This is a genomic window from Pantoea dispersa (assembly GCF_019890955.1).
GTDB lineage: Bacteria > Pseudomonadota > Gammaproteobacteria > Enterobacterales > Enterobacteriaceae > Pantoea > Pantoea dispersa.
The window spans coordinates 3122832-3146249 of record NZ_CP082346.1; the positions used below are offsets into that span (position 1 = coordinate 3122832).

Here is a 23418-nt window from a genome sequence, read left to right on the forward strand (position 1 = left end):
TTTTCCACGCAAAATCAGCGGTTTCAGGCACGCCACAGGCAGCTGCCGCCCTTCTTTTGCACCAGATCGAGCCGGCTCTCATGCGCCATTATCTCTTCATCGCTGGCGCTAACCACGCGCAGGCCGGCGCCCGGACGAACGATGCGCTGTATATGCTCACCTGCCACCTGATTGCTCTGCTCGCCTTCCATTGAAAACGCCAGCGAGGTCTGGCCGCCGGTCATGGTGAGGAACACTTCGGCCAGAATCTCGGCATCAAGCAAAGCGCCGTGCAACGTACGTTTGCTGTTATCGATCTCGAAACGGTTACACAGCGCATCCAGGCTGTTGCGCTTGCCCGGGAACATTTTACGCGCCATCGCCAGGCTATCGGTGATCTGACAGAAGGTTTCTGTCTTGCCGATGTCGCGCTGCAGCATGGCAAATTCGTAATCCATAAAGCCGATGTCGAACGAAGCGTTATGGATCACCAGCTCCGCGCCGCGAATGTAATCGAGGAATTCGTCGGCGATTTGCGCAAAGGTCGGTTTATCGGCGAGGAATTCATCGGCAATACCGTGTACGCCGAACGCTTCCGGATCCACCAGCCGATCGGGCTTGAGATACATATGGAAGTTGTTGCCGGTCAGGCGACGGTTGATCACCTCAACCGCACCGATTTCAATGATGCGATGTCCTTCGTAATGCACCCCGATCATGTTCATGCCGGTGGTTTCGGTATCGAGGACGATCTGGCGGTTATTTGCAGTGCTCATAGGACTCGTTTTATGTCAGACTTGGCGTTTTGTCAGAAGGAAGTCTACCAGAGATGCGCAAACAGGTAGAAATATTCACCGATGGATCCTGCCTGGGCAATCCCGGTCCCGGCGGCTACGGCGCCATTCTTCGCTACCGCCAGCACGAGAAATTATTCAGCGCCGGCTACCGCCTTACTACCAATAATCGCATGGAGCTGATGGCAGCCATTGTGGCACTGGAAGCGCTGACCCAGCCGTGTGACGTGGTGCTCAGCACCGACAGCCAGTACGTGCGCCAGGGGATCACCAGCTGGATTCACAACTGGAAAAAGCGCGGCTGGAAAACCGCAGAAAAGAAGCCGGTGAAGAACGTTGATCTGTGGCAGCGACTTGACGCGGCGCTCAGTACCCATCAGATTCAGTGGGAGTGGGTAAAAGGCCATGCCGGTCATCCTGAGAACGAACGCTGTGATGAACTGGCACGCAGCGCTGCCGGCAATCCTTCCCTCGACGATATTGGCTATCAGGTTGAGTCCTGATCGCTGGCTTCACGAAACTGCCGCGTGGCATTGACCGCTGGCCGTAACTGGGTTTTGCCGGGCATCATCTTCACTTTGCCCGGCGTCAGCGGGAAGGTGCGCTTACGCGCAACCACGATGTTAAGACAGCCCAGCGCCGGCAGGTGCGTGCTGATCATTTTGCCGCCCTGGCGGTGCCACGGCACCACCTGAAAGCGCGTACGATACACCACTTCATAGTTGAGTAAGCTCAGCCAGTCGAGCAGGCGCACCTGGCTGAACATCCGTCCGCTCCACGGTGCGCGGCGTTGTAATCCGGGCAGGCCTTTACTGATGCCCAGCAGGCTAAACGGATTGAAGCCGCTGATAATCATCCAGCCGTCATCAATCAGTACGCGATCCACTTCGCGCAGTACGCGGTGCGGATCCTGACTCCAGGCCAGCGTGTGCGCCAGCAGACAGGCATCAATCGATTTGGCTTCAAACGGCAACTGCGTTGCGCTGGCGATGACGTGCAGCCCATCGCCCTCATCGCCCACATTAACCTGATGCGATATGGCACACTGGCGGGTATTGATTTCTGCGCTGAGGCTGCCAATTTTAAGCATATGAAAGCCGTACAGCTTGCCGAGATACGGTTGCAGTTGCTGGGTTAACGCGTCGCGGAAATAGTCGCCCCAGGGCATATCCTGCCAGGAGCGCGGCGCAGTCAGGATTTGGCGTGTTTTCGCTGGCTTCATGCTCTACCATTTTCCTTTTTCTACGACCTGAGAGGTGTTTATGAATCTTACCAGTATTCCCGCGTTGCAGGATAACTACATCTGGACACTGAGCGATGAACAGGGACGCTGTCTGATCGTCGATCCGGGTGAAGCCCGACCGGTGCTGGAAAAAATTCACGCCAATCACTGGCAGCCGCAGGCCATTCTGCTGACCCATCATCATCACGATCACGTGGGCGGCGTTAGCGAACTGCTGGAGCACTATCCGCAACTTGAGGTTTATGGTCCGCAGGAGACCGCCGATAAAGGCGCGCGCACTATTCTCAGTGACGGTGATGAATTTACGCTGCTCGGGCTAAATTTCCGCGTCATCGCAACGCCTGGACACACTTTAGGACATATCTCATATTTCAGCTCACCTTATCTTTTCTGTGGCGATACGATGTTTTCGGGTGGCTGCGGACGACTGTTCGAAGGCACTGCGCAGCAAATGTTTGAGTCGTTTCAGTCGCTTAATCAACTCCCTGCCGATACGCTTATCTGCTGTGCGCATGAATACACTTTATCCAATATGAAGTTTTCTGCGGCTATTCTGCCTCAGGACCCGAAAATTTTGGCAAGGTATCAGCAAATTAAGGACTTACGCGCAGAAAATCGCATTACTTTGCCAACAAAACTGGCGCTGGAGCGTGAAATAAATTTATTCCTGCGTACGCAAGACCCTGATTTGCAAAAGGCTTTAGGCATTAATGTGTCGTCGGCTCCGTTATGGCAGACTTTTGCCGATCTACGCGAGAAGAAAGACCGTTTTTGATATTTCTGGTTGTGTTGTGCCGGTCGCTAACGTATAGTTGCTCGTCTTTTAAGCGAACTATTGACACACACATGAAGGCTAAAGCGATATTACTCGCCTCGGTCTTGCTGGTTGGATGTCAGGCATCAAGGAATGACGCCAGTATCCCGGTACAGCATGCACAGAGTCTGTCTTCAGCTGGTCAAGGTGAAAATGGAAAGTACGGAGATCGCTTGTTGTCGCCGCGCTGGCAAGATGATGGAACCAGCCTCGCAGAAGACACTGATCTCTGGAATCACATTAGTGACGAGTTGAAGATGGGGATTCCGGAAAACCCGCGAATCCGCGAACAAAAAACAAAGTACTTAAAAAATAAGAGCTATCTCCACGATGTAACATTACGGGCAGAGCCGTACATGTACTGGATTGTCGAGCAGATACAGAAACGTAAAATGCCGATGGAACTGGTACTGCTACCCATAGTGGAGAGCGCTTTTGACCCACACGCAACCTCTTCTGCGAATGCCGCTGGCATCTGGCAGATCGTTGCGCAAACGGGCAAAAACTATGGTTTGAAACAGAACCAATGGTACGACGGACGCCGCGATGTGGTGGCCTCAACCAAAGTTGCGCTGGATATGATGCAGCGTCTGAACGGCATGTTTGACGGTGACTGGTTACTGACCATCGCCGCCTATAACAGCGGTGAAGGGCGTGTGCTGAAGGCGATGAAACAGAACAAGGCGCGCGGTAAGCCGACCGACTTCTGGCATTTATCGCTGCCACGCGAGACCACGGTTTACGTACCTAAAATGCTGGCCCTGAGTGATATTCTCAAGAACAGCAAGCGTTACGGTATTAAGCTGCCAACCGCGAATGAGAGCCGTGCACTGGCTCGCGTTGAAGTGGGACAGCAGATTGAACTGACGCAGGCCGCAGATATGGCCGGTATGTCGCTCAGCAAGCTGAAGACATTCAATGCCGGGTATAAAAACGGCACCACCGCGCCAAACGGACCGCACTATATTATGGTGCCAAAGTCCAACGTGGCTCAGCTGCGCAATTCACTGGCTTCCGGTGATATTGCTGCTGTACAGCCCGGCGAGCTGGCGAAAGTCAGCGCTGCAGGCAATAGCTATAAGGTCCGCAAAGGCGACACCTTATCGGGCATTGCCAGTAAGCTTGGCGTGAGCGTTAGTGCACTGAAGCAGCAGAATAACCTGCGCAGTGCGTCAGTACGCATCGGTCAGACACTGACCGTTGGCAGCAAAGCTGGCGCGTCGCAGCTGGCGGATAACGGCAACAGCATCACCTACCGTGTACGTAAGGGTGATTCTTTTGCCAGTATCGCCAAACGTCACGGTGTTAACACCAAAGACGTGATGCGCTGGAACAGTGACGCTAAAGACATTCAGCCCGGCGACAAGCTGACGCTGTTTGTGAAGAATAGCGCAACACCCGATACCTGATGCACCGAAAAGGCTGACTTTTGTCAGCCTTTTTCATTATTTACCTTTTCCCGTTCCCGCAGTCCGACACACTCCCGCGTAAACCTCGTTATTTTTTCGCCGCTGCACCATGCCTGTAGCGGTCTGAAGTGGTTTATTGAGCAGGATGCGGCTTCAGCGCTGTGAATCATTCGCTTTGGCGTGCAGCACTTGGCTTAACGTTTAGCCGCGCCGGGACTGAATTCAACCAGCAGAGGATTGTGGTCAGAGGCACGCGTCACCAGCACCGATGCCTCGCTGACCTTCATGTCGCGGTAAAAGACAAAATCCAGCGGGCGGCCAAAGGCTTTGCGCCGATGATCATCAGTAAAGTTTACTTCACGCAGCGCCATCTCACGGGCAAAGCGGTAGAGCGCATTCATACGCTGGCGGCTCCAGGCATTAAAGTCGCCGGCCATGATCACCGGCCCGCGATGATGCTGGATTTGCTCGCCAATCGGCCCCAGCTGTTTGCTGTACACATCAACGCCGAGGCTGAAATTGACCGCATGAATGTTGACCACCATCAGCATTTCGCCGGTGGGAAGCGGATAGGCAGTGACCAGAGCGGATTTAGACAGCCTCAGTAGCGGCTCACGCTCACGCAGCGGACAACAGTAGACCGGATGGGCAGAAGCCAGCGTCATGACGCCAGAGGGGTGTTGCGGCAGCACAAAGGCCGGTACCTGATCGGCCGCCAGATAATTACTGGTGGCGAACTGCACCAGTTCCGGTGTGGTCTGCGCTTCCTGCAGCAGCACCAGATGGGCATCTTTACCGAAGCCCTGCAGTACTGACATCCAGTCTGCCCGCTGCTGTTTGAAGATATTCCACACCAGCACGCGCAGGGTTGGGTCGGCTGGCAGCGGTGCACCGGGCGGTAACGCCTGCCCAAGATGCAGCATCGCCCCTGGCGGAAAAATCCGCTCAGCAGGCTGACCTGCTACATACCGCATTGCATAAGTTTTTTTTCGCACTGTCCCGCCTGGCTGATTTACGACTACAACTTCACCTGACTGTTATAGGGATTTTAGCGCGGGGTTTCAATTGCTGTTATTGATTGTCGGAATTCGCCTCACAGCCAGCAACGGCAACAGCCCGCCATACGGCAGGCTGTTGTGCGGCTTATTCAGTAATGGCTGCCGTGCGCGGCTTATCCAGCTGGCCACTGAGGCGGACCAGCAGCAGAGCCGCAAACACGATGACGGCACCCACCCATGGCGTCTGCGCCAGACCGTAATGTTCCACGATGTGACCGCCGACGGTTGAACCCAGTGCGATGCCAATATTAAAGGCCGCGATATTCAGCCCTGACGCGACATCAACTGCGCCTGGCGCATAGTGTTCAGCCTTTTGCACCACGTAAACCTGCAGGCCAGGTACGTTAGCAAAGGCAAAGACGCCCATCACCAGCACCGTGAGCAACGCGAGGTAATGCATGCTGGCGGTGAACTGGAATACCACTAACAGAATGGCCAGCGCGATAAAAATCAGCGTCAGCGCCGGTACCGCCCCGCGGCGATCGGCCAGCCTGCCGCCCCAGATATTCCCGATCGCCACCGCAATACCGTACCCCAGCAGCACGCCGCTGACGGCGGTCGGCGAGAAACCGGCCAGCGATTGCATCATCGGTGCCAGGAAGGTGAAGGTGGTAAAGATGCCACCGTAGCCCAGCGCGGTAATCGCGTAAATCAGCAGCAAACGCGGATTAATCATCACCGCTGCCTGCTGTGCCAGGGAGGTGGCAGGCGGCTGTGCGATGTTACGCGGTACCAGTATCATACTGCTGACCAGTGCAATCACACCCAGCAGAGAGACCGCCAGAAAACTTTCACGCCAGCCAAAGTGCTGGCCAATCAGTGTGCCAAGCGGTACGCCGGTGACCAGCGCCACGGTTAAGCCGCCAAACATGATGGCTATCGCACTGGCAGCCTTCTCTTTGCTTACCAGGCTGGTGGCAATGGTTGAGCCGACGGAGAAGAAAACACCGTGCGCCAGACCGGTCAGCAGACGCGCCATCACCAGCGTTTCATGGTTGGGTGCCAGCCAGGCCACCAGATTACCGACGGTAAACAGCGCCATCAGACCCATCAGCAACTGCTTGCGCGGCAGCTTGCCGGTTAAGGCGGTCAGCACTGGCGCGCCGACGGCCACGCCAAGCGCGTAGATGGATACCAGCATCCCGGCAGAAGGTAACGTAATGCTGAGCTGTTCAGCGATGGTCGGAATCAGCCCGACGATAACAAACTCGGTGGTTCCGATAGCGAAGGCGCTGATGGTCAGCGCCCAGAGTGCAAGTGGCATGGTTGACTCCCAATAATGTTTTGATGGGCGCCATTATCGACTCGTGCTTTAATAACAAAAAGAAGCAAAGTAACAATAAACTTTTGCCTGAGGAGGCATAATGAAGGCATCTTCAGAGGAGTTAAAAGTCTTTATCGCTGTGGTGGAAAGCGGCAGTTTCAGCCGTGCAGCGGAGCAGTTACAGATGGCCAATTCGGCGGTGAGCCGCACCGTTAAGAAGCTGGAGAACAAGCTTGGCGTGTCGCTGCTGACGCGTACCACCCGTCAGCTGGCGCTGACTTATGAAGGCGAACTCTATTTCCGGCGCGTGCAGAAGCTGATCCTTGAGATGGCAACGGCAGAGAATGAGCTGATTGAGCGCCAGCAGGCGCCACAGGGCGTGCTGCGTATCGACGCGGCAACACCGGTGATCCTTAACCTGCTGATGCCGATGATTAAGCCTTTTCGCGAGCGCTATCCGGCGGTCACGCTATCGTTAATCTCCTCTGAAAGTTTTATCAACCTGATCGATCGTAAAGTGGATGTCGCTATTCGTGCCGGAGATTTAACCGACTCCACGCTGCGTGCCCGGCTGCTGTTCACCAGCTATCGTAAAATGGTCGCTACGCCAGCTTACCTGGCAAAATATGGCACGCCGGCGTCGGTGGAGGCGCTGGCACAGCATCAGTGCCTCGGCTTTGTCGAGACGCCTCGTCTCAATCGCTGGCCCGTGTCGGCTAATGGCAGCGATCTGTTTGAAATTGATGCGGCGATGTCATCAAACAGCGGAGAGACGATTAAGCAGCTGTGCCTTAACGATCAGGGTATCGCCTGTTTGTCAGACTTTATGGTGAATGCGGAAATTGCGGCGGGCACTTTTGTAGAGGTGCTCGCGCATCAGTCGGTACCGGTTGAGATGCCTTTTAATGCGGTGTATTACAGCGATTTAGGGGTGAGCCAGCGCGTGCGGGCCTTTATTGATTTTCTCAGCGAGTGGGTCAGAGATCAGCCCTGGCGCGTGCAGGGCTGATACATGGGAGAATTAATCCCAGTCTGGTGCCAGGCCTTCCGGGCTGACCAGACGCTGCTGACGATCCAGCGCGGCGATCTGCGCCATGTCGTCCGCATCCAGTGTCAGATCCTGCGCCGCCATATTGCTGGCCAGGTTCTCACGCTTGGTTGAGGAGGGGATCACGGCATAACCCAGTGCCAGTGCCCACGCCAGGACGACCTGCGCGGGTGTGGCCTGATGTTTCTGCGCAATCTGCTTTATCACCTGTTCTTTTAACGCTTCGCCATATGCCAGCGTCATGTATGAAGTGATATGAATGCCCTGCTGTTTCGCGAACTCCACGACCTGGCGATTTTGCAGGAACGGGTGCAGCTCAATCTGGTTGGTTGCAATGTTCTCTGCGCCCACAGCGGCAATGGCCTCTTTCATCAGGGCAATCGGGAAGTTAGAGATACCAATCTGACGCGTCAGTCCCGCTTCTTTCGCTGCCATCAATGCCTGCATGCTCTCTTTGACCGATACCGCAGCACCCGGCGATGGCCAGTGAATCAGCGTCAAATCGACATAGTCGGTACGCAGTTTCGCCAGGCTCTGCTGCAGGCTGGGGATCAGTTTGTCGGCGGCGAGATTCTCAATCCAGATTTTAGTGGTGATAAACAGCTCATCACGTGCCACGCCGCTTTCAGCAATAGCCTGACCTACGGCAGCTTCGTTTTCATAAATTTGAGCGGTATCGATGGTGCGGTAACCAAGTTCCAGTGCGGTTTTCACTGAATGAATAACGACATCGTCCTGCAGACGAAATGTTCCTAAACCAAAAGCGGGGATTGTCATGTTTTCCTCATCATTGCGTTGAATGTTGCGATGAGGCGTATTGTGGCAGGATTATTGTTGCTGAAAAATCCGCTTATGAGCAGAGGAATTTTGCGTTTTACTCAACAATGGCAGGTTTTTAGCGGACATGAAAAAGCCCTGACTTCGCAGTCAGGGCTTCTCAATTTAAGTGGCGGAACGGACGGGGCTCGAACCCGCGACCCCCTGCGTGACAGGCAGGTATTCTAACCAACTGAACTACCGCTCCACCGATTCTGTACTGATATCAGACCGTCGCTGATTTCAGGTATTTCACCCTTTCCGCGTCACCGGGAAGGTCACGACCCGATTAGGGGTCTTAAATTGATGCCTGGCAGTTCCCTACTCTCGCATGGGGAGGCCCCACACTACCATCGGCGCTACGGCGTTTCACTTCTGAGTTCGGCATGGGGTCAGGTGGGACCACCGCGCTGTTGCCGCCAGGCAAATTCTGGTGCGCGAAACGAATCTTTTTCACTGATGCCGCGTTGGCCGCCCTCGTAAAGTCAGTCACATACTCGTGTATGCTCCTTCCTTTCCTCCGGCCTGCCGCCTTGCCTCAGCGCAAAATCTTTCGTTTCCGCTAATTTTTCCGTCACAAGCTGAAAATTCTCCGGTCTCTCAGACCAAAACGCCTCTGGCGTTGTAAGGTTAAGCCTCACGGGTCATTAGTACCGGTTAGCTCAACGCATCGCTGCGCTTACACACCCGGCCTATCAACGTCGTCGTCTTCAACGTCCCTTCAGGACCCTTAAAGGGTCAGGGAGAACTCATCTCGGGGCAAGTTTCGTGCTTAGATGCTTTCAGCACTTATCTCTTCCGCACTTAGCTACCGGGCAGTGCCATTGGCATGACAACCCGAACACCAGCGGTGCGTTCACTCCGGTCCTCTCGTACTAGGAGCAACCCCCCTCAATTCTCCAGCGCCCACGGCAGATAGGGACCGAACTGTCTCACGACGTTCTAAACCCAGCTCGCGTACCACTTTAAACGGCGAACAGCCGTACCCTTGGGACCTACTTCAGCCCCAGGATGTGATGAGCCGACATCGAGGTGCCAAACACCGCCGTCGATATGAACTCTTGGGCGGTATCAGCCTGTTATCCCCGGAGTACCTTTTATCCGTTGAGCGATGGCCCTTCCATTCAGAACCACCGGATCACTATGACCTGCTTTCGCACCTGCTCGAGCCGTCACTCTCGCAGTCAAGCTGGCTTATGCCATTGCACTAACCTCCTGATGTCCGACCAGGATTAGCCAACCTTCGTGCTCCTCCGTTACGCTTTGGGAGGAGACCGCCCCAGTCAAACTACCCACCAGACACTGTCCGCAGCCCGGGTAACGGGCCTACGTTAGAACATCAAACATTAAAGGGTGGTATTTCAAGGTTGGCTCCACGCAGACTGGCGTCCGCGCTTCAAAGCCTCCCACCTATCCTACACATCAAGGCTCAATGTTCAGTGTCAAGCTATAGTAAAGGTTCACGGGGTCTTTCCGTCTTGCCGCGGGTACACTGCATCTTCACAGCGATTTCAATTTCACTGAGTCTCGGGTGGAGACAGCCTGGCCATCATTACGCCATTCGTGCAGGTCGGAACTTACCCGACAAGGAATTTCGCTACCTTAGGACCGTTATAGTTACGGCCGCCGTTTACCGGGGCTTCGATCAAGAGCTTCTCCTTGCGGATAACCCCATCAATTAACCTTCCGGCACCGGGCAGGCGTCACACCGTATACGTCCACTTTCGTGTTTGCACAGTGCTGTGTTTTTAATAAACAGTTGCAGCCAGCTGGTATCTTCGACTGGCCTCGGCTCCGGGAGCAAGTCCCTTCACCTACGCGCCAGCGTGCCTTCTCCCGAAGTTACGGCACCATTTTGCCTAGTTCCTTCACCCGAGTTCTCTCAAGCGCCTTGGTATTCTCTACCTGACCACCTGTGTCGGTTTGGGGTACGATTTCGTGTTACCTGGAGCTTAGAGGCTTTTCCTGGAAGCAGGGCATCAGTTACTTCACCGCCGTGGCGGCTCGTCGTCACGCCTCAGTGTTAAAGAAGACCGGATTTGCCTGGTCTTCACACCTGCACGCTTAAACCGGGACAACCGTCGCCCGGATAACCTAGCCTTCTCCGTCCCCCCTTCGCAGTAACACCAAGTACAGGAATATTAACCTGTTTCCCATCGACTACGCTTTTCAGCCTCGCCTTAGGGGTCGACTCACCCTGCCCCGATTAACGTTGGACAGGAACCCTTGGTCTTCCGGCGAGCGGGCTTTTCACCCGCTTTATCGTTACTTATGTCAGCATTCGCACTTCTGATACCTCCAGCGTGCCTCACAGCACACCTTCAGCGGCTTACAGAACGCTCCCCTACCCAACAACACATAGTGTCGCTGCCGCAGCTTCGGTGCATGGTTTAGCCCCGTTACATCTTCCGCGCAGGCCGACTCGACCAGTGAGCTATTACGCTTTCTTTAAATGATGGCTGCTTCTAAGCCAACATCCTGGCTGTCTGTGCCTTCCCACATCGTTTCCCACTTAACCATGACTTTGGGACCTTAGCTGGCGGTCTGGGTTGTTTCCCTCTTCACGACGGACGTTAGCACCCGCCGTGTGTCTCCCGTGATAACATTCTCCGGTATTCGCAGTTTGCATCGGGTTGGTAAGCCGGGATGGCCCCCTAGCCGAAACAGTGCTCTACCCCCGGAGATGAGTTCACGAGGCGCTACCTAAATAGCTTTCGGGGAGAACCAGCTATCTCCCGGTTTGATTGGCCTTTCACCCCCAGCCACAAGTCATCCGCTAATTTTTCAACATTAGTCGGTTCGGTCCTCCAGTTAGTGTTACCCAACCTTCAACCTGCCCATGGCTAGATCACCGGGTTTCGGGTCTATACCCTGCAACTTAACGCCCAATTAAGACTCGGTTTCCCTTCGGCTCCCCTATGCGGTTAACCTTGCTACAGAATATAAGTCGCTGACCCATTATACAAAAGGTACGCAGTCACCTAACAAGTAGGCTCCCACTGCTTGTACGTACACGGTTTCAGGTTCTGTTTCACTCCCCTCGCCGGGGTTCTTTTCGCCTTTCCCTCACGGTACTGGTTCACTATCGGTCAGTCAGGAGTATTTAGCCTTGGAGGATGGTCCCCCCATATTCAGACAGGATACCACGTGTCCCGCCCTACTCGTCGGACTCACAGCTCATGCATCTTCGTGTACGGGGCTGTCACCCGGTATCGCGCGACTTTCCAGACGCTTCCACTGATGCACAAGCTGATTCAGGTCCTGGGCTGCTCCCCGTTCGCTCGCCGCTACTGGGGGAATCTCGGTTGATTTCTTTTCCTCGGGGTACTTAGATGTTTCAGTTCCCCCGGTTCGCCTCGTTAACCTATGTATTCAGTTAACGATGATGCACAGAGTGCACCGGGTTTCCCCATTCGGACATCGACGGCTGTAGCGGTTCATATCACCTTACCGTCGCTTTTCGCAGATTAGCACGTCCTTCATCGCCTCTGACTGCCAGGGCATCCACCGTGTACGCTTAGTCGCTTAACCTCACAACCCACAGGCGTTTTGCAACGCTGCAGACTGCAAGCATTTGAGAGACCCGAACGCATCGCCATTTCATTCTTATTACGGAGAATGAACACGACGCGTCGTTTCAAATTTTCAGCTTGTTCCGGATTGTTAAAGAGCAATATCTCAAACACGACGTTACCGTCAGTTTTGAGATATTCTGTGGAGACACCTTTCACCTGTCACCAAGCAGTGGCGTCCCCTAGGGGATTCGAACCCCTGTTGCCGCCGTGAAAGGGCGGAGTCCTAACCGCTAGACGAAGGGGACACAAAGTGTCACGACTTCGCAGCCGTCCTGCTCGTTACTTTTCTATCAGACAATCTGTGTGAGCACTTCGCGGGAAGGTATCTTCAGGTAAGGAGGTGATCCAACCGCAGGTTCCCCTACGGTTACCTTGTTACGACTTCACCCCAGTCATGAATCACAAAGTGGTAAGCGCCCTCCCGAAGGTTAAGCTACCTACTTCTTTTGCAACCCACTCCCATGGTGTGACGGGCGGTGTGTACAAGGCCCGGGAACGTATTCACCGTAGCATTCTGATCTACGATTACTAGCGATTCCGACTTCATGGAGTCGAGTTGCAGACTCCAATCCGGACTACGACGCACTTTATGAGGTCCGCTTGCTCTCGCGAGGTCGCTTCTCTTTGTATGCGCCATTGTAGCACGTGTGTAGCCCTGGCCGTAAGGGCCATGATGACTTGACGTCATCCCCACCTTCCTCCGGTTTATCACCGGCAGTCTCCTTTGAGTTCCCGGCCGAGCCGCTGGCAACAAAGGATAAGGGTTGCGCTCGTTGCGGGACTTAACCCAACATTTCACAACACGAGCTGACGACAGCCATGCAGCACCTGTCTCAGAGTTCCCGAAGGCACCAAAGCATCTCTGCTAAGTTCTCTGGATGTCAAGGCCAGGTAAGGTTCTTCGCGTTGCATCGAATTAAACCACATGCTCCACCGCTTGTGCGGGCCCCCGTCAATTCATTTGAGTTTTAACCTTGCGGCCGTACTCCCCAGGCGGTCGACTTAACGCGTTAGCTCCGGAAGCCACGCCTCAAGGGCACAACCTCCAAGTCGACATCGTTTACGGCGTGGACTACCAGGGTATCTAATCCTGTTTGCTCCCCACGCTTTCGCACCTGAGCGTCAGTCTTCGTCCAGGGGGCCGCCTTCGCCACCGGTATTCCTCCAGATCTCTACGCATTTCACCGCTACACCTGGAATTCTACCCCCCTCTACGAGACTCAAGCCTGCCAGTTTCAAATGCAGTTCCCAGGTTAAGCCCGGGGATTTCACATCTGACTTAACAGACCGCCTGCGTGCGCTTTACGCCCAGTAATTCCGATTAACGCTTGCACCCTCCGTATTACCGCGGCTGCTGGCACGGAGTTAGCCGGTGCTTCTTCTGCGGGTAACGTCAATCGGCAAGGTTATTAACCTCACCGCCTTCCTCCCCGCTGAAAGTACTTTACAACCCGAAGGCCTTCTTCATACACGCGGCATGGCTGCATCAGGCTTGCGCCCATTGTGCAATATTCCCCACTGCTGCCTCCCGTAGGAGTCTGGACCGTGTCTCAGTTCCAGTGTGGCTGGTCATCCTCTCAGACCAGCTAGGGATCGTCGCCTAGGTGAGCCATTACCCCACCTACTAGCTAATCCCATCTGGGCACATCCGATGGTGTGAGGCCCGAAGGTCCCCCACTTTGGTCTCGCGACGTTATGCGGTATTAGCTACCGTTTCCAGTAGTTATCCCCCTCCATCGGGCAGTTTCCCAGACATTACTCACCCGTCCGCCACTCGCCACCCAAAGAGCAAGCTCTTCTGTGCTGCCGTTCGACTTGCATGTGTTAGGCCTGCCGCCAGCGTTCAATCTGAGCCATGATCAAACTCTTCAATTTAAAGTTTGATTTGCTGCAACCAGTGCAGCGATGCTCTGTGAATTAAACTTCGTAATGAATTACGTGTTCACTCAGCAAAGACTTGATATTTTTTACGTCCGGAGACGCTGATATCAATCCTGCGAGTGCCCACACAGATTGTCTGATAAATTGTTAAAGAGCGGTGCGACGCGGCGTTCGGCCTGCTGTCGCGAGGTGGCGTATATTACGCTTTCCTCCTTCAGAGTCAAACACTTTTTTCAGCGTTTTTCTCCGGCGGGGTGAATCACTTCACGCCCTGCTGAGCCGTCTGCGTTGCCGCTTTGCCGTCTCAGTGGTGGCGCATTATAGGGCGAACTTATGGAAGCGCAAGTGCAAATTTCAACTTTTTTACTGTTCGCTTAAGATTTGTGCAGAAGGCCTGATTTCAGGCCTTTTTCATGCGCGCCGGCAGGTCTGCGAGACTATCAATCACCCAGTCCGCGGCCGCTTCGCCTTCGGCGGTGACCGGTTTACCACTGCGCACCAGCACTTTGGTTCCCACGCCTGCCGCCTGCGCTGCCAGCATATCTTCCAGCTTATCGCCCACCATATAAGAAGCCGCCATATCGATATTCAGGTGTTTCTGCGCCGAAAGCAGCATGCCCGGTTGCGGCTTGCGGCAATCGCAAGTCTGGCGGTACTCCACGACCGTTGCATCAGGCAGATGCGGACAGAAATAGATGCCGTCGAGATCGACATCGCGATCGGCCAGCGACCAGTCCATCCACTCGGTGAGCTGCATAAACTGATCTTCGGTAAACATGCCGCGCGCGATGCCAGACTGGTTAGTTACCAGCACCAGCGCGTAGCCCATCTTCTTTAACGCCTGCAGCGCTTCAATGGTGCCATCAATAAACTGAAAATTGTCGATCTCATGAACATAGCCGTGATCGACATTCAGGGTGCCATCACGATCGAGAAAAATAGCCGGGACTGGGTTCGCCACGTAGAAACTCCTGCTGCAAATAGTGCCGCGCAGTATCGCATGATTGCGCGTACCGTGAGAATGGCAGATTGAATGACTTTGATTGATTTAGCCGTCTGGATGCCTTACCATCCATCCAGATTTCGCCTGCCCCGGCGGCGCGAAGACCGATACACCACGGACAACGCAACACGATAACAATTAAACTAATGATTAAACTCGAAAATATCACCAAAGTGTTCCAGCAGGGTTCACGCACTATTCAGGCGTTGTCAAACGTTAGCCTGCACGTGCCTGCCGGACAAATTTATGGCGTCATCGGTTCATCCGGTGCCGGTAAAAGTACGCTCATCCGCTGCGTCAACCTGCTGGAGCGCCCGACATCCGGTCGTGTGCTGGTTGACGGTCAGGATCTCACCGCGCTCTCTTCCGGGCAGTTAACGCTGGCGCGCCGCCAGATTGGCATGATCTTCCAGCACTTCAACCTGATGAACTCCCGCACCGTGTCGGGCAACGTTGCGCTGCCGCTTGAGCTGGGTAACCTTTCACGCGAGGCGATCAAAAAGCGCGTCAGTGAGCTGCTGGAGCTGGTCGGTCTGGCGGACAAACACGACAGCTGGCCGGCGAATCTGTCCGGCGGTCAGAAACAGCGCGTCGCAATTGCCCGTGCGCTGGCCAGCAATCCGAAGGTCCTGCTGTGTGATGAAGCCACCAGCGCGCTGGACCCGGCCACCACCCGCTCGATTCTGGAGCTGCTGAAAGACATCAACCGTCGGCTCGGCATCACTATTCTGCTGATCACCCACGAGATGGATGTGGTGAAACGCATCTGCGATCAGGTAGCGGTGATCAGCAACGGCGAACTGATTGAAAAAGACAGCGTCAGCGAAGTGTTCTCGCACCCGAAAACGCCCCTGGCCCAGCAGTTTATTCAGTCAACGCTGCATCTGGATATTCCGGATGATTACCAGCAGCGCATGCAGGCGAGCGCGGGCACTAACAGCGTGCCGCTGCTGCGGCTGGAGTTCACCGGTAAATCGGTGGATGCGCCGCTGCTGTCAGAAGCCGCGCGCCGTTTCAACGTCAATAACAACATTATCAGTGCCCAGATGGATTACGCCGGTGGCGTGAAGTTCGGCATCATGCTGGCCGAAATGGACGGCAGTGAAACAGATACACAAGCCGCTATTGCCTGGCTGAAAGAAAATCATGTGAAAGTAGAGGTGCTGGGTTATGTCTGAAGCGATGCTGTGGTTACTGACGCGTGGCGTCTGGGAAACGCTGATGATGACCTTCGTTTCTGGTTTCTTTGGCTTTGTGCTTGGCCTGCCGGTTGGCGTACTGCTGTACGTCACGCGTCCGGGGCAGATTCTGGCCAACACTGCGCTGTATCGCGTGCTGTCAGCCATCGTCAATATTTTCCGTTCTATTCCTTTCATTATCCTGCTGGTGTGGATGATTCCGTTTACCCGCGCCATCGTCGGCACCTCCATTGGTCTGCAGGCGGCCATCGTTCCGCTGACCGTGGGCGCGGCGCCGTTTATCGCCCGTATGGTGGAGAACGCACTGCTTGAGTTGCCGACCGGACTGATTGAAGCCTCGCGCGCCATGGGTGCCACACCGCTGCAGATCGTGCGTAAAGTGCTGCTGCCGGAAGCGCTGCCAGGGCTGGTGAATGCCGCTACAATTACCCTGATTACGCTGGTGGGCTACTCCGCCATGGGTGGTGCTGTGGGCGCGGGCGGTCTGGGCCAGATTGGCTATCAGTATGGTTACATCGGCTATAACGCCACCGTGATGAATACCGTGCTGATTTTGCTGGTGGTGCTGGTGTATTTAATTCAGTTCTGTGGTGACCGCATCGTGCGTGCGGTGTCACATAAATAAGCAAACAACATCAATAGTCCTCTATTAAGGAAAGGATATGTCTTTCACATTTAAAAAGATTGCCGCTGTGGGTGCTCTGATTGGCGCGATTGCGCTGGCAGGATGCGATCAGAAAGAGAAAGATCCCAACCACATTAAAGTGGGTGTGATTGTCGGGGCTGAGCAGCAGGTTGCGGAAACTGCCGTGAAAGTCGCGAAAGAGAAATACGGTCTCGATGTTGAACTGGTTACCTTTAACGATTACGTGCTGCCTAACGAAGCGCTGAGCAAAGGCGATATTGACGTTAACGCCTTCCAGCACAAGCCGTACCTCGATCAGCAGATCAAAGACCGCGGCTACAAACTGGTGCCGGTCGGCAACACCTTCGTTTATCCGATTGCCGGCTACTCGAAAAAAATCAAATCGCTGGATGAGCTGCAGAACGGTGCGCAGATCGCTATCCCGAACGATCCAACCAACCTCGGTCGCTCTCTGCTGCTGCTGCAGAAAGTGGGCCTGATCAAACTGAAAGATGGCGTGGGCCTGCTGCCAACCTCACTGGATATCACTGAGAATCCAAAGAACCTGAAGATTGTTGAGCTGGAAGCGCCACAGCTGCCACGTTCACTCGACGATCAGCAGATTGCGCTGGCGGTGATCAACACCACTTACGCCAGCCAGATTGGCCTGACCCCGGCGAAGGACGGCATCTTCGTAGAAGATAAAGACTCGCCGTACGTGAACCTGATCGTTAGCCGCGAAGACAACAAAGACGCGGAGAACGTGAAGAAGTTTGTTGAGGCTTATCAGTCAGACGAAGTGTCTGAAGCCGCCAACAAAATCTTCAACGGCGGCGCAGTGAAAGGCTGGTAATTATCCCTTTCATGCGGTGCAGGGCGGCTTCGGCCGCCCTTTCTATTTCAGCATGTGGCAGCTGACTTGTTATTTCTGGTCGTCCTTGTTTCAATAACGCCACTTTTTATTACATGAGGATGTTGCCATGCGTTTTTTACCGCTCTGCTTGTTGGCATTGATGCTGACCGGGTGCGTGCGTGAATATCACCCAATAAGCAGTGCTCCGTCTCGCCCGCAGCAATCAACCAGCGAACCTCAGCGCAAACCGGCTGCGCGTCCGGCCCCGGTTAAGATCTATACCGATGCGACAGATCTGGTCAGCAATCCGTTCCGCGATCTGGGCGAAGTGTCGGGTGATGATTGCCAGAGCAGCACCCAGGACTCGCCGCCGAACCTCAATACCGCGCGTAAACGCCTGCAGATTAAAGCGGCCGGCATGAAAGCCAACGCCGTGCTGCTGCACAAGTGTGAAATTGTCTCCAGCACGCCAGGCTGCTATCGCCAGGCGGTATGCCAGGGTTCCGCGCTGAAAGTCTCGAATCAATGAGTGAATTTGCCTTTGCGCAAATCGGCGTGATTCGTTCGCCGTGGAAAGAGAAATTTGCCGTACCGCGCCAGCCGGGTCTGGTGCAGGACGGCGGTGGCGAACTGCATCTGCTGGTGCCGTACAATCAGCCTGAAGCGGTGCGTGGACTGGAGGCATTCAGCCATCTGTGGGTGCTGTTTGTCTTTCACCAGACCATGGCCGGCGGCTGGCGCCCAACCGTACGCCCGCCGCGCCTCGGCGGTAATGCCCGCATGGGCGTATTTGCCACCCGCTCGACCTTTCGCCCCAATCCTATCGGCATGTCGCTGGTTGAGCTCAAAGGCATTCGCTGCGAGCAGCAACAGGTGATTCTGCAATTAGGCAGCCTCGATTTGGTGGACGGCACCCCTGTGGTGGATATCAAGCCTTACCTGCCCTTCGCCGAAGCGCTGCCTGAGGCGCGCGCGGGTTTCGCTCAGAGCGCGCCCGACGCCAGCATGCCGGTGCGTTTCTCCGCGCAGGCGCAGCAGCAGTTGCAACAGCAGCAACGCCACTACCCGCAGCTGGCGCGCTTTATCACTGAAGTGCTGGCGCAGGATCCGCGTCCGGCTTATCGCAAAAGTGAAAGCCCTGGCCGTGAATATGCCGCGTGGCTGCTCGACTTTAATGTGCGCTGGCGCATTGACGCGGCGGGTACCGAGGTGATCGCGCTCGATCCGCGCTAAAACAAGCTTTTGAGTGACGGATCTCGCTGGTACACTAGCCGCCAGCAAATTTTTTGTTCGTATCCTTCCGTACAACTGGAATCGTAAATTAATGCGTACTACTCAATATCTGCTCTCCACCCTGAAGGAGACGCCTTCCGATGCTGAAGTGATCAGCCACCAGCTGATGCTGCGCGCCGGTATGATCCGCAAACTGGCTTCCGGTCTCTATACCTGGCTGCCGACCGGTATTCGCGTGCTGCGAAAAGTTGAAAACATCGTGCGCGAAGAGATGAACAACGCCGGTGCGATTGAGATCTCCATGCCGGTGGTTCAGCCAGCCGATCTGTGGGAAGAGAGCGGTCGCTGGGAGCAGTACGGCCCGGAGCTGCTGCGCATTAAAGACCGCCACGAACGTCCGTTTGTGCTGGGTCCGACCCATGAAGAAGTGGTCACCGACCTGATCCGCAACGAGCTCAGCTCCTATAAGCAGCTGCCGCTCAACGTCTATCAGATCCAGACCAAATTCCGTGATGAAGTACGCCCGCGTTTTGGCGTAATGCGTTCGCGCGAATTCATCATGAAGGATGCGTATTCGTTTCACACCTCGCAGGAGTCGCTGCAGGAAACTTACGATGCGGTGTACCGCGCCTACAGCCAGAGCTTCAGCCGCATGGGGCTGGATTTCCGCGCCGTACAGGCTGATACCGGTTCGATTGGCGGCAGCGGCTCGCATGAATTCCAGGTGCTGGCGCAGAGTGGTGAAGATGATGTGATCTTCTCCAGCGAGTCCGATTACGCGGCCAACATTGAGAAAGCCGAAGCGCTGGCACCTGCAGGTGAGCGCCCGGCGGCAACGCAGGCGCTGACGCAGTTCGCTACGCCAAACGCGAAAACCATCGCCGAGCTGGTCGAACAGCACCAGATCCCGGTAGAAAAAACGGTGAAAACGCTGATTGTGAAAGCCAGCGAAGAGAGCGGTCATTCGCTGGTTGCGCTGCTGTTACGCGGCGACCACGAGCTCAACGAAATCAAAGCCGAGCATCTGGACATTGTGGCCGCGCCACTGGAAATGGGCAGCGAGGAAGAGATTCGCGCCGCCATCGGTGCCGGTTTCGGCTCTCTCGGTCCGGTCGGTCTGACCATCCCGGTGATTGCTGACCGCACCGTGGCAAAAATGAGTGACTTCGCGGCAGGCGCCAACATTGATGGCCAGCACTATGCCGGCATCAACTGGGGCCGCGATCTGCCAGAAGCACGCGTAGAAGATATTCGTAACGTGGTAGAAGGCGATCCGAGCCCGGATGGCAAAGGCGTACTGATGATTAAGCGCGGCATTGAAGTCGGCCACATCTTCCAGCTCGGCACCAAATATTCGGACGCGATGAAAGCAGCGGTACAGGGTGAAGATGGTCGCAATCAGATCATGACCATGGGCTGCTACGGTATCGGTATCACCCGCGTCGTGGCGGCGGCTATCGAACAGAACCACGACGAGCGCGGGATTATCTGGCCAGCGGCGCTGGCACCGTTCGAAGTGGCGATTCTGCCGATGAACATGCACAAATCCTTCCGCGTGAAAGAGCTGGCGGAACAGCTGTACAACGAGCTGCGCGCCAAAGGCATTGATGTCATTCTTGACGATCGTAAAGAGCGTCCGGGCGTGATGTTCGCCGATATGGAACTGATTGGCGTACCGCACACTATTGTAATTGGCGATCGCAACCTGGATAACCAGGAGATCGAGTACAAAGCCCGCGCCGCCAGCGAGAAGCAGATGATCAAGCAGCACGACATCGTCGACTTCCTCAGCCGCGCACTCAATAAGTAATCCCCTGACGCCTCCTGCCGGAGGCGTTTTTTTTAGCGTAGCTTGCCGCGCAGCGCCTTCACATTGCTGCGTCGTGATTTGCCTTCCAGCCGCCGCTCTCTGGACGCCCGCGTCGGGCGCGTCGCGCGGCGCACTTTCTCCACCGTTGTCAGCTCGCGTATCAGGTTGATCAGCCGCTGCAGCGCCGCTTCGCGGTTCATCTCCTGGCTGCGATACTCCTGCGCTTTGATAATCACCACGCCATCGGCGCTGATCAAATGGTGGTTCGCCTCCAGCAGCCGCTGTTTATAAAACGGCGGTAGCGATGAGGCGTGAATATCGAAACGCAGATGGATAGCGGTCGACGTCTTATTGACGTGCTGGCCGCCCGCGCCCTGAGCGCGAATGGCACTGAGCTCCACTTCATTGTCCGCAATTGAAACACTACGTGACAGCACAATCATCTGCCACCTGCCGTTATCAGCGCAGTTGTATCCGGAAATAACCTGTTCATCAACTTAACCTTTTGTGCGCCGCCAGGCTGGCTGAGACCAGTGCTGGCTGTCACTTTTTGCCCTTTCTTTGCCACCTTCCCTGCGCCCCCTGGCTGATTTCCAGCGAACCCCTGTGATATAGTCGCATATCAACCAGAGTATTGATGCTCTGCTGAGGAGGTGTATGTGCAAAAGTATTGTGAGTTAGTTCGCCAGAAGTATGCCGGGATTGGCAGCGGCGACCTGGGGTATGTGCCAGACGCGATCGGATGCGCACTGAAAGCACTCAATGATATTGCCGCTAATTCTGCGCTAAACTCTTCTGTCAGGGAACAGGCAGCGTATGCCGCTGCAAACTTATTGGTGAGCGACTATGTTGACGAATGAAGCCTACAAACCCATCAACTGTGATGACTACGACAACCTCGAGCTCGCCTGTACCAAACACTGGACGCTGTCGCTGGAGCTCAAAAACGGCGACCAGCTGAAAGCGAAAGCCGTGGACATGATCTCACGTAAAAACGTCGAGTATCTTGCGGTCGACCTCTCCGGTGAAACGCGCGAGCTGCGTCTCGACCACATCGCCAGCTTCAGCCATCCTGAGCTGGGCACCGTTATCGTCAGCGAAGACGAATAATCTCTCCCCGGGCGGGAAAGCTATTCCCGCCCACCTCGCTTAAGGCTGTAGCGAAGCGTAGTACGCCGCTAAATCATCCATATCCTGATCGCTCAACCCGGCCACAAAGGCTTTCATCACCTCTGCCTGACCGCCACTGCGCTCGCCTTTTTTGTAGGCCTGCAGCGAATGCAGCAGGTAGGGCGCATGCTGCCCGGCCAGATTAGGGTAAAGCGGCACCGCGCTCTTACCTTCCGCGCCATGGCACGCCATACAACTGGCGGCTTTCTGCGCGCCGGCCCTGACGTCGCCCTGCGCAAACGCCGGCAGCGCAGCAGCCAGTAGCGCCGCGACAATCCACTGTTTCATCATTGCTGTTCCTTTTTAGGGTGTTGACCAGATCGCCTGCCAGCCTTGCGTCTCGCCCGCCGCGCCTGCGCGGGTGACAAACAGCCCCGGCGCAGCAATCAGCGTCTGGTTGTAGTAAATCAACGGAATGCGTTCGCGCTGCCACGGCGGGACGCCCAGCTCCTGCCACAGTTTTTTCATTTCGCGACCACCAGTCCGGCCGACAACATGGTGATAGCCGTGGGCCTGAAAGCGCACAATAACCTGCTCATCCGCCGCCGGCTGGCGCAGTTCCGCCTGCGCCGGACTGGCGCGCAGTTCACCCAGCCCATCAGGCAAAATTAATGGCTGCGTCAGCGGCTGCCAGGTTAGCGAGTGCTGACTCAGTGAGTGCTGTCGCGGCAGCCAGTAAAGCCGTTCCCGGTAGCGCCGCAGTTCATGCGCGCCAAAGCGCAGACACGGCTGCGCATCTTCACGGCTGTGCATCACCTCGTCGGTAATGCGCTGCAGCGCGTCGCGCGCGGGCATTGCGCCACCGCGTTCGCTAATCCAGCGCCGCAGCAGCGCGTGCCGCCGTGCCTCGCTACAGGCCAGCAGCGGCGGAAAATGCAGTGCGCCTTGCGCATCGGTCAGCTGCGCCAGCTGCTCGCTGAGCAGCTCATCCAGCAGTTGCTCCTGCTCACCACACAGCGCTGCGCTGCGGGCACTGGCCGCGCTGAAGTGCGGCCAGCGCGCCTGCAGCAGCGGCAGCACGTCCTGGCGCAGGAAATTGCGATCATAGCGGCGGTCAGCGTTGCTCTCATCGTCAATCCAGTCCAGCTGGTGCCCGACAGCGTAAGCTTCCAGCTGCTGACGGCTGAGGTTGAGCAACGGGCGCAGATGCCAGTGGCCGTTAACCTGCCGCTGCTGCGGCATCGCCGCCAGACCAGCCGGACCACTGCCGCGTTTCAGCGCCAGCAGCAGCGTTTCAGCCTGGTCATCGAGGTGCTGAGCAGTAAGTAAGTACTCACCGGGTTGCAGGTGTGTGAATAACGCCTGATAGCGCGCCGTGCGGGCTGCGGCTTCGATCCCGCCGGCGCGAGCGTCCACCTGCACGCGCAGCACCTCGCAGGGAATGTGCCACTGCTGACACTGCTGCTGGCAGTGCGCCGCCCAGCGATCGGCGTTGGGGCTTAAACCATGATGCACGTGTAATGCGCGCACGCGCAGCTGCGGCTGCTGGCGTTGCCAGCTCACTAACTGATGCAGCAGGACGCTGGAATCGAGCCCGCCGCTGAATGCCAGCACGCAGCGGGCATCGGCTGGCAGCAGCGCAGCAAGATGAGAAAAGGACATGCACGCATTCCGTTGAGGTGAACCGCCGGATTGCGGCTCACT

At 55.8% G+C, this 23418-nt stretch carries 20 protein-coding genes, 2 tRNA genes, 3 rRNA genes and 1 pseudogene; 12 read left to right on the plus strand and 14 right to left on the minus strand.

From position 1 onward, the window contains the following. Positions 1–23: 23 nt before the first annotated feature. Complete coding sequence (dnaQ, locus tag K7H94_RS14710) at positions 24–755, minus strand: DNA polymerase III subunit epsilon (protein ID WP_058776026.1); 732 nt, start codon at positions 753–755, stop codon at positions 24–26. Here dnaQ and rnhA point away from each other — a divergent pair. Further along, a pseudogene (gene rnhA, locus K7H94_RS14715) lies at positions 709–1276 on the plus strand (ribonuclease HI). The gene dnaQ and the pseudogene rnhA overlap by 47 nt on opposite strands. Here rnhA and K7H94_RS14720 read toward each other — a convergent pair. Beyond that, entirely contained in the window at positions 1261–1995 is a 735-nt protein-coding gene (locus K7H94_RS14720; protein WP_021507307.1) for a class I SAM-dependent methyltransferase, read from the minus strand. The pseudogene rnhA and the gene K7H94_RS14720 sit on opposite strands and share 16 nt — an antisense overlap. Positions 1996–2035: 40 nt before the next feature. Here K7H94_RS14720 and gloB point away from each other — a divergent pair, with 40 nt between their 5' ends. Continuing rightward, on the plus strand, positions 2036–2791 hold the full coding sequence (gene gloB / locus K7H94_RS14725; RefSeq protein WP_222951250.1) for a hydroxyacylglutathione hydrolase: 756 nt from the start codon (positions 2036–2038) through the stop codon (positions 2789–2791). 71 nt (positions 2792–2862) lie between these two features. After that, positions 2863–4239, plus strand: a complete 1377-nt coding sequence (gene mltD, locus K7H94_RS14730; RefSeq protein WP_031279674.1) for a murein transglycosylase D — start codon at positions 2863–2865, stop codon at positions 4237–4239. A 194-nt stretch (positions 4240–4433) separates the two neighbouring features. Here the strand turns inward: mltD and K7H94_RS14735 are convergent, their stop codons facing one another. Both K7H94_RS14735 and K7H94_RS14740 read right to left on the minus strand, forming a co-directional pair. After that, complete coding sequence (locus tag K7H94_RS14735) at positions 4434–5234, minus strand: endonuclease/exonuclease/phosphatase family protein (RefSeq protein ID WP_031279675.1); 801 nt, start codon at positions 5232–5234, stop codon at positions 4434–4436. 148 nt (positions 5235–5382) lie between these two features. Further along, positions 5383–6561 (minus strand): MFS transporter, encoded by a 1179-nt coding sequence (locus tag K7H94_RS14740; protein WP_222951251.1) that lies wholly within the window; start codon positions 6559–6561, stop codon positions 5383–5385. A gap of 100 nt (positions 6562–6661) precedes the next feature. Here K7H94_RS14740 and yafC point away from each other — a divergent pair, with 100 nt between their 5' ends. Next, positions 6662–7570 (plus strand): DNA-binding transcriptional regulator YafC, encoded by a 909-nt coding sequence (yafC, locus tag K7H94_RS14745; RefSeq protein ID WP_222951252.1) that lies wholly within the window; start codon positions 6662–6664, stop codon positions 7568–7570. A 12-nt stretch (positions 7571–7582) separates the two neighbouring features. Here the strand turns inward: yafC and dkgB are convergent, their stop codons facing one another. The 7 genes from dkgB to gmhB form a co-directional block, all read right to left on the minus strand. Further along, on the minus strand, positions 7583–8386 hold the full coding sequence (dkgB, locus tag K7H94_RS14750) for a 2,5-didehydrogluconate reductase DkgB (protein ID WP_088516998.1): 804 nt from the start codon (positions 8384–8386) through the stop codon (positions 7583–7585). Between the two features lie 170 nt (positions 8387–8556). Next, positions 8557–8633, minus strand: a tRNA-Asp gene (locus K7H94_RS14755). Positions 8634–8733: 100 nt separating this feature from the next. Next, positions 8734–8849, minus strand: a 5S ribosomal RNA gene (gene rrf, locus K7H94_RS14760). 202 nt (positions 8850–9051) lie between these two features. Further along, a 23S ribosomal RNA gene (locus K7H94_RS14765) occupies positions 9052–11956 on the minus strand. Positions 11957–12170: 214 nt separating this feature from the next. Beyond that, positions 12171–12245 (minus strand) — tRNA-Glu (locus tag K7H94_RS14770). Positions 12246–12333: 88 nt separating this feature from the next. Then, positions 12334–13875, minus strand: a 16S ribosomal RNA gene (locus tag K7H94_RS14775). The 16S, 23S and 5S rRNA genes sit together here with 2 tRNA genes alongside, the layout of an rRNA operon. Before the next feature lie 406 nt (positions 13876–14281). Then, positions 14282–14842 carry a D-glycero-beta-D-manno-heptose 1,7-bisphosphate 7-phosphatase gene (gmhB, locus tag K7H94_RS14780; protein ID WP_058759541.1) on the minus strand — a complete coding sequence of 187 codons (561 nt, stop codon included), beginning with the start codon at positions 14840–14842 and terminating at the stop codon, positions 14282–14284. Positions 14843–15030: 188 nt separating this feature from the next. On the opposite strand from gmhB, the gene metN reads away from it, so the two are divergent. From metN to proS, 6 genes are all read left to right on the plus strand, one after another. After that, the gene (gene metN, locus K7H94_RS14785) at positions 15031–16062 is read left to right on the plus strand and encodes a methionine ABC transporter ATP-binding protein MetN (protein ID WP_150059276.1); all 1032 of its coding nucleotides are present in this window, start codon (positions 15031–15033) and stop codon (positions 16060–16062) included. After that, positions 16055–16708, plus strand: coding sequence for a methionine ABC transporter permease MetI (locus K7H94_RS14790; protein WP_021507464.1), 654 nt, complete (start codon positions 16055–16057; stop codon positions 16706–16708). The genes metN and K7H94_RS14790 overlap by 8 nt, the downstream gene beginning before the upstream one ends. A gap of 37 nt (positions 16709–16745) precedes the next feature. Beyond that, the gene (locus tag K7H94_RS14795) at positions 16746–17561 is read left to right on the plus strand and encodes a MetQ/NlpA family lipoprotein (RefSeq protein ID WP_021507465.1); all 816 of its coding nucleotides are present in this window, start codon (positions 16746–16748) and stop codon (positions 17559–17561) included. Positions 17562–17688: 127 nt separating this feature from the next. Further along, entirely contained in the window at positions 17689–18090 is a 402-nt protein-coding gene (rcsF, locus tag K7H94_RS14800) for an Rcs stress response system protein RcsF (protein WP_021507466.1), read from the plus strand. After that, on the plus strand, positions 18087–18794 hold the full coding sequence (gene tsaA / locus K7H94_RS14805; protein WP_222951253.1) for a tRNA (N6-threonylcarbamoyladenosine(37)-N6)-methyltransferase TrmO: 708 nt from the start codon (positions 18087–18089) through the stop codon (positions 18792–18794). The genes rcsF and tsaA overlap by 4 nt, the downstream gene beginning before the upstream one ends. A gap of 91 nt (positions 18795–18885) precedes the next feature. Next, positions 18886–20604 carry a proline--tRNA ligase gene (proS, locus tag K7H94_RS14810; protein ID WP_222951254.1) on the plus strand — a complete coding sequence of 573 codons (1719 nt, stop codon included), beginning with the start codon at positions 18886–18888 and terminating at the stop codon, positions 20602–20604. A 32-nt stretch (positions 20605–20636) separates the two neighbouring features. On the opposite strand, the gene arfB is transcribed toward proS, so the two are convergent. After that, a complete protein-coding gene (arfB, locus tag K7H94_RS14815; protein ID WP_021507469.1) occupies positions 20637–21047 on the minus strand; it encodes an alternative ribosome rescue aminoacyl-tRNA hydrolase ArfB in 411 nt (136 codons plus the stop codon). Positions 21048–21263: 216 nt separating this feature from the next. Here arfB and K7H94_RS14820 point away from each other — a divergent pair, with 216 nt between their 5' ends. Both K7H94_RS14820 and rof read left to right on the plus strand, forming a co-directional pair. Continuing rightward, positions 21264–21464, plus strand: a complete 201-nt coding sequence (locus K7H94_RS14820) for a YaeP family protein (RefSeq protein WP_021507470.1) — start codon at positions 21264–21266, stop codon at positions 21462–21464. Further along, entirely contained in the window at positions 21451–21714 is a 264-nt protein-coding gene (gene rof, locus K7H94_RS14825; protein ID WP_211725887.1) for a Rho-binding antiterminator, read from the plus strand. Before K7H94_RS14820 ends, rof begins: the two co-directional genes overlap by 14 nt. Positions 21715–21753: 39 nt before the next feature. On the opposite strand, the gene K7H94_RS14830 is transcribed toward rof, so the two are convergent. Together K7H94_RS14830 and tilS are read right to left on the minus strand one after the other, a co-directional pair. Beyond that, complete coding sequence (locus K7H94_RS14830; RefSeq protein WP_058780481.1) at positions 21754–22062, minus strand: c-type cytochrome; 309 nt, start codon at positions 22060–22062, stop codon at positions 21754–21756. A gap of 15 nt (positions 22063–22077) precedes the next feature. After that, positions 22078–23376, minus strand: coding sequence for a tRNA lysidine(34) synthetase TilS (tilS, locus tag K7H94_RS14835; protein WP_222951255.1), 1299 nt, complete (start codon positions 23374–23376; stop codon positions 22078–22080). Positions 23377–23418 lie beyond the last annotated feature (42 nt).

Excerpts from the sequence above, each read along its gene's own strand:
- tilS (WP_222951255.1), bottom strand. The coding sequence starts at position 23,376 with ATGTCCTTTTCTCATCTTGCTGCGCTGCTGCCAGCCGATGCCCGCTGC.
- rof (WP_211725887.1), top strand. The coding sequence starts at position 21,451 with ATGTTGACGAATGAAGCCTACAAACCCATCAACTGTGATGACTACGAC.
- dkgB (WP_088516998.1), bottom strand. The coding sequence starts at position 8,386 with ATGACAATCCCCGCTTTTGGTTTAGGAACATTTCGTCTGCAGGACGAT.
- mltD (WP_031279674.1), top strand. The coding sequence starts at position 2,863 with ATGAAGGCTAAAGCGATATTACTCGCCTCGGTCTTGCTGGTTGGATGT.
- proS (WP_222951254.1), top strand. The coding sequence starts at position 18,886 with ATGCGTACTACTCAATATCTGCTCTCCACCCTGAAGGAGACGCCTTCC.
- K7H94_RS14720 (WP_021507307.1), bottom strand. The coding sequence starts at position 1,995 with ATGAAGCCAGCGAAAACACGCCAAATCCTGACTGCGCCGCGCTCCTGG.
- rcsF (WP_021507466.1), top strand. The coding sequence starts at position 17,689 with ATGCGTTTTTTACCGCTCTGCTTGTTGGCATTGATGCTGACCGGGTGC.
- gloB (WP_222951250.1), top strand. The coding sequence starts at position 2,036 with ATGAATCTTACCAGTATTCCCGCGTTGCAGGATAACTACATCTGGACA.
- metN (WP_150059276.1), top strand. The coding sequence starts at position 15,031 with ATGATTAAACTCGAAAATATCACCAAAGTGTTCCAGCAGGGTTCACGC.
- arfB (WP_021507469.1), bottom strand. The coding sequence starts at position 21,047 with ATGATTGTGCTGTCACGTAGTGTTTCAATTGCGGACAATGAAGTGGAG.
- K7H94_RS14740 (WP_222951251.1), bottom strand. The coding sequence starts at position 6,561 with ATGCCACTTGCACTCTGGGCGCTGACCATCAGCGCCTTCGCTATCGGA.
- dnaQ (WP_058776026.1), bottom strand. The coding sequence starts at position 755 with ATGAGCACTGCAAATAACCGCCAGATCGTCCTCGATACCGAAACCACC.
- tsaA (WP_222951253.1), top strand. The coding sequence starts at position 18,087 with ATGAGTGAATTTGCCTTTGCGCAAATCGGCGTGATTCGTTCGCCGTGG.
- K7H94_RS14790 (WP_021507464.1), top strand. The coding sequence starts at position 16,055 with ATGTCTGAAGCGATGCTGTGGTTACTGACGCGTGGCGTCTGGGAAACG.
- yafC (WP_222951252.1), top strand. The coding sequence starts at position 6,662 with ATGAAGGCATCTTCAGAGGAGTTAAAAGTCTTTATCGCTGTGGTGGAA.
- K7H94_RS14830 (WP_058780481.1), bottom strand. The coding sequence starts at position 22,062 with ATGAAACAGTGGATTGTCGCGGCGCTACTGGCTGCTGCGCTGCCGGCG.
- K7H94_RS14795 (WP_021507465.1), top strand. The coding sequence starts at position 16,746 with ATGTCTTTCACATTTAAAAAGATTGCCGCTGTGGGTGCTCTGATTGGC.